The 4,689-nt window shown below is 64.0% G+C and carries 4 protein-coding genes and 1 pseudogene; 3 read left to right on the top strand and 2 right to left on the bottom strand.

Translation table 11 applies throughout. The features are described from left to right. Positions 1 to 376: 376 nt before the first annotated feature. Complete coding sequence (locus tag CWS39_RS27840) at positions 377 to 928, bottom strand: TetR/AcrR family transcriptional regulator (RefSeq protein ID WP_158240424.1); 552 nt, start codon at positions 926 to 928, stop codon at positions 377 to 379. Between the two features lie 61 nt (positions 929 to 989). Here CWS39_RS27840 and CWS39_RS27835 point away from each other — a divergent pair. Continuing rightward, a pseudogene (locus CWS39_RS27835) lies at positions 990 to 1,958 on the top strand (aldo/keto reductase). Here the strand turns inward: CWS39_RS27835 and CWS39_RS27830 are convergent. Further along, positions 1,955 to 3,040 (bottom strand): IS630 family transposase, encoded by a 1,086-nt coding sequence (locus CWS39_RS27830; RefSeq protein WP_102146055.1) that lies wholly within the window; start codon positions 3,038 to 3,040, stop codon positions 1,955 to 1,957. The pseudogene CWS39_RS27835 and the gene CWS39_RS27830 sit on opposite strands and share 4 nt — an antisense overlap. A 223-nt stretch (positions 3,041 to 3,263) precedes the next feature. Between CWS39_RS27830 and CWS39_RS27825 the strand changes: the two genes are divergently transcribed. Together CWS39_RS27825 and CWS39_RS27820 are read left to right on the top strand one after the other, a co-directional pair. Beyond that, a complete protein-coding gene (locus CWS39_RS27825; protein ID WP_102146057.1) occupies positions 3,264 to 3,899 on the top strand; it encodes an NAD(P)-dependent oxidoreductase in 636 nt (211 codons plus the stop codon). A gap of 142 nt (positions 3,900 to 4,041) precedes the next feature. Further along, the coding region (locus CWS39_RS27820) for a bifunctional transcriptional activator/DNA repair enzyme AdaA (protein ID WP_199178335.1) at positions 4,042 to 4,689 on the top strand (648 nt) is incomplete at its 3' end.

The following is a 4,689-nucleotide window of genomic DNA, read 5'->3' as shown; positions in this document are numbered from 1 at the left end:
CGAACAACACATCATTTATTTATGAGACACACCACTAGGCATCATCGTGACGCTCACCCAGGGCGTCGTCGTCAGGCTCTAAGGCCCGGGACGGCGGATAGCGCAGAACGTCAGTTGGAGGGGTAAGTGGACGGCGCGGTCAACCTAGTGTCCGAAGGGTGTTCGCCCAACGCGGGCCGGCCGCTTCACTGGAGGACATCGCACGGCAACGAACACGGCCAATGAGGTTGCGACACAGCATAAAACGACCACGGCAGTGAACACGCCTGCGCCAACAGCGGTGAGTGCCACAGGTGAGGTTCTTCTTTGGGCATCATCAGGTCACGCAGGGTCCCGTAGCACTCCCGAAACTGACAGACATCGGAACCGCCACGGCTTAACGGCTCACTGCACCATGCAGGAACACGGCTACCACCGCGTCCGCGGCCTGCTCGGGCGTGAGCGTGTCGGTGATGGTCAGTAAGTGTGCACGCGCGATGAGGGCCGAGTACATCTCGAATAGTGCATCGCCGGGGAGGTCGGTCCGTAGTTCACTGTCGCGGATCCCGCGGGCAATGAGCTTGCGAATAGGTGCTATCGCCCGATTCTTTGCCGCGTGTTCGCGGTGTTCGTCCTCGCGGCTGATGACCGCGGCGTACTTGGCGCCGGTGCGCAGGAAGACGCCGGTGGCTCTGGCGATGGCCCGGTCGACCGGCAGCTCATCGAGGCCGGCCGCTGCGAATGCGGCGACAAGTTCTGCACTTCCGGCATCCTGCACACCTCGGATCAATGATTCACGGGTCGGGAAATGGCGGTACAACGTTGCGCGCCCCACGCCGGCTTCCTCCGCGATGTCGGCCATGCCCGCCTCGGATCGTTGGCCGAGTACGCGCGCGGCGGCGTCGAGGATGGCCCGGCGTGTTCGCTCGGTCCCGTCGGTGGTAGGCATGAGCAGATCATAGCGTCTCGTAATGAGACATGTATGACTCGCTGTGGTGTATAGTCGTCTCATGACTACTCGACAGCTCGGACGCACCGATATCTACATCTCCCCGATCGGCCTGGGCACCGCGCAGTTCGCGGGCAAGAGCTGGATCTCGGCGTTGTCGCCGCCGGTTCCGCAGGACAACATCGACACGATCATCAAGACCGCGCTCGACGGCGGGATCACCTGGTTCGACACCTCCGAGATGTACGGCGGCGGCACCTCGGAACGCGCACTGGCCCGCGGCCTCACCAATGCCGGGATCAAACCCGGCGACGTGACGGTGGCGACCAAATGACTGCCGTTGGGACGCACCGCGCGCAACATCGAGCGCACCATCGGCACGCGACTGGAGGCCTTGGCGCCCTTCCCCATCGACCTGCACCAGATCCACCTCAACCGGGGAAGTTTCTCGTCGGTGCGCGCCCAAATGCGCGCCATGGCCCGGCTGGTGCAGGCCGGCAAGATCCGGGCGGTCGGCGTCAGCAACTTCACCACTCGTGAGATGGAGATCGCGCACGACGAACTCGCGAAGTTCGGAATACCGTTGGCCAGCAACGAGGTTCAAATCAACCTGCTGCACCGCAAGATCGAAACCAACGGCATGCTCGACGCCGCGCGTCGGCTGGGCGTCACGCTGCTGGCGTATTCGGCGCAACGCCAAGGCATCTTGACCGGCAAGTACCACGCCGACCGCAGCCTCGTCCAAGGCGTGCACCCGCTGCGACGCAGGGTGATGGGACTGAACCCGCAAGGCCTCGATCGATCGCAACCGTTGATCGACGCGATGCACGACATCGCCACCGACCATCGGGCGACCGTAGGCCAGGTCGCGCTGGCCTGGCTGATCGGCTACTACGACGACACCGTCATTCCGATCGCCGGCGCCTCCAAACCCCGCCACGCCCGAGAAGCCGCCGGCGCACTCAAAGTCCACCTGTCAGCAGACGAGCTGGAGCGGCTCTCAGAGGTATCGATGCAGGTCACTGTCTAGTGTCCTGAGTCGTTAATTCGTCGGCAGTAGTTGCCGATGCTGGCCAGGATTTGGTCGGCGGTCTTGGTCCAGACGTAGGGGCGCGGGTTGTCGTTCCATGTGTCGATCCAGGCTCGGATGTCGGCGTTGAGTTGACGTACTGAGGTGTGGGTGCCGCGGCGCAGCTTTTTGGTGGTCAGTTCGGCGAACCAGCGTTCGACCAGGTTGAGCCACGACGAACTGGTCGGGGTGAAGTGCAAGACGAAGCGCGGGTGGTTGGTCAGCCACCGCTTCACCGCTGGCGTCTTGTGCGTCGAGGCATTGTCGAGGACCAGGTGAACGTCGAGGTCGGCGGGCACCTCGGCGTCGATCTTCTTCAGAAACGCCAGAAACTCCTGGGAGCGGTGCCGGGAATGCAAGGCACCGATGATCTTGCCGGTCGTGACATCGAGGGCGGCATACAGGCTTGAGGTGCCATGGCGGACATAGTCGTGGCTGGCGCGAGCCGGCGTGCCCGGCAGCATCGGAAACACCGGCGCGGTGCGATTGAGCGCCTGGATCTGGGTCTTCTCGTCCACACACAGCACCAATGCGCGCTCGGGAGGGTTCAGGTAGAGACCGACGACGTCGCGGACCTTGGCTACGAACAGCGGATCCTTCGACAGCTTCCACGAATCTTGTTTGTGCGGAGCCAATCCGAACGCCCGCCACACACGGGAGACCATCGACTGCGACAGCCCCAGATGCTCGGCCATCGACCGCGTCGACCAATGGGTGGCATCCGGCGGCGCGGTCTCCAACGTCGCCGTGATCAACTCCTCGATCCGCTCATCACCGATGACGCGCGGCCGGCCCGGGCGCGGCTCATCGAGCAGACCATCACAGCGGAACTGAACAAATCGATTGCGCCACTTCCGAATTGTTCCGCGGTCCAACTCCAGCCGATCGGCCAACTCAACGTTCGTGCCACCTTCAGCCGCAGCCAGAACAATTCGGGCCCGCAGGGCCAGGCCCGCAGCGCTATTACGCCGACGTGTCCAGCCCTCCAACTCGGCACGTTCGTCATCGGTCAACACGATCTGGGCGGCGCGCGGCGACGGCATCACCCAGTTTAACAAGAGCGGGCGAATTAACGACTCAGGACACTAGTTGAGCGAAGTCGGACCGGCCGCGAGGTACGGACCGTCGATGAGACTTGGCACGACTGCTCGCAACTTCAGGAGCGCACCGTCGCGGCTGTCGATTCGTACTTTCCTCGGGCACCAGACCCGGATCGTGGTCACGCAGCGCTGGACACCCAGCGGGACAAACAGGAAGGGAATTGCGTTGAACGTCACCGTCTTCGGAGCCACAGGAGGCATCGGCCGCCACGTCGTCGACCAATTACTCGACGCCGGACACCACGTCACCGTCTATGCGCGCAACCCCCGGAAGATCGAGCCCAGCAAGCCGCACCGGATCATTGTGGGACAGCTCAACGATCGCGATCAGATCGCCGACGCCATCGAGGGCAGCGATGCAGTAATCAGCGCGCTCGGTCCGTCCCTCAAGAGATCGACACCCGCAGGACCCCTCACCGAGGGCACTCACTTGATCGTGGATGCGATGCATCAGAAGGGCGTTCGACGTTTTATCGGACTGGCCACCCCGTCGCTGCGTGATCCCCGAGACGGTCGACATTGGAAGCACACGGTACTTCCGATCATGGCCGGCGTAGCGTTCCCCAACGCGTTGAAGGAACTCAAGGGCATGACCTCATCGGTTACCGACTCGCGCTTGGACTACACGATCGCTCGCATCACCAACCCCACCGACAAGCCGGCCACCGGCAAGATCCGCTCCGGATTCCTGGGCCGCGACAAGGTGGGATCATCGATGTCCCGCGCCGAAATCGCCGCGTTCCTCGTAAGCCAACTGACCGACGACCGCTATCTGCGGGCCATGCCCGCTATCAGCAATTGAATCGGCGCGTAGCCGGAGGATGAGCCGGTCCAAGCGGGATGCTTCCGGGTTTGAGAACGTCCAGTCGTCGGCGGGCAGCGCGCGAACGACGATGTCGGTTTTCCGCCAGTCATGTCGGTGGCTTCGTGTAAGTGTTCTAGTCATGCACGAAGACTTCGACCGCTGTTATCGGGCCGTCCAGTCCAAGGACGCCCGATTTGACGGCTGGTTTGTCACCGCTGTGCTGACTACGAAGATTTACTGTCGGCCCAGCTGCCCGGTCCGCCCGCCGTTCGCCCGCAACATGCGGTTCTACCCCACCGCCGCGGCTGCCCAGAAGGCCGGCTTTCGGGCCTGCAAGCGCTGCCGGCCCGACGCCTCCCCCGGATCGCCGGAGTGGAATATCCGTGGTGACGTCGTGGCGCGGGCGATGCGCCTCATCGCCGACGGCACCGTCGACCGCGAGGGTGTCACCGGGCTGGCCGCCCGAGTCGGCTACACCACCCGCCAACTCGAACGGATCCTGCAGGCCGAAGTCGGCGCCAACCCGCTGGCCTTGGCCCGGGCGCAGCGCACTCAAACCGCCCGTGTCCTGATCGAGACGACGGATCTGCCGTTCGGCGATGTGGCGTTCGGCGCCGGGTTCGCGAGTATCCGCCAGTTCAATGACACGGTGCGGTCGGTGTGCGATCTGACGCCGACCGCGTTGCGCCGGCGGGCCCAGGCACGATTCGGCCAGCCCGCCACTCCCGGCGCCTTGTCCTTGCGACTGCCCGTCCGTACGCCCTTCGCGTATGAAGGTGTGTTCGGC

Origin of the sequence: Mycobacterium hubeiense (assembly GCF_002838065.1) — a bacterium.
Taxonomy (GTDB): Bacteria; Actinomycetota; Actinomycetes; order Mycobacteriales; family Mycobacteriaceae; genus Mycobacterium; species Mycobacterium hubeiense.
This window is presented reverse-complemented; position numbering and strand designations above follow the sequence as displayed.

What these genes read in the sequence shown, in the direction of transcription:
- CWS39_RS27830 (WP_102146055.1), bottom strand. Translation starts at nt 3,040, where the DNA reads ATGCCGTCGCCGCGCGCCGCCCAGATCGTGTTGACCGATGACGAACGT.
- CWS39_RS27840 (WP_158240424.1), bottom strand. Translation starts at nt 928, where the DNA reads ATGCCTACCACCGACGGGACCGAGCGAACACGCCGGGCCATCCTCGAC.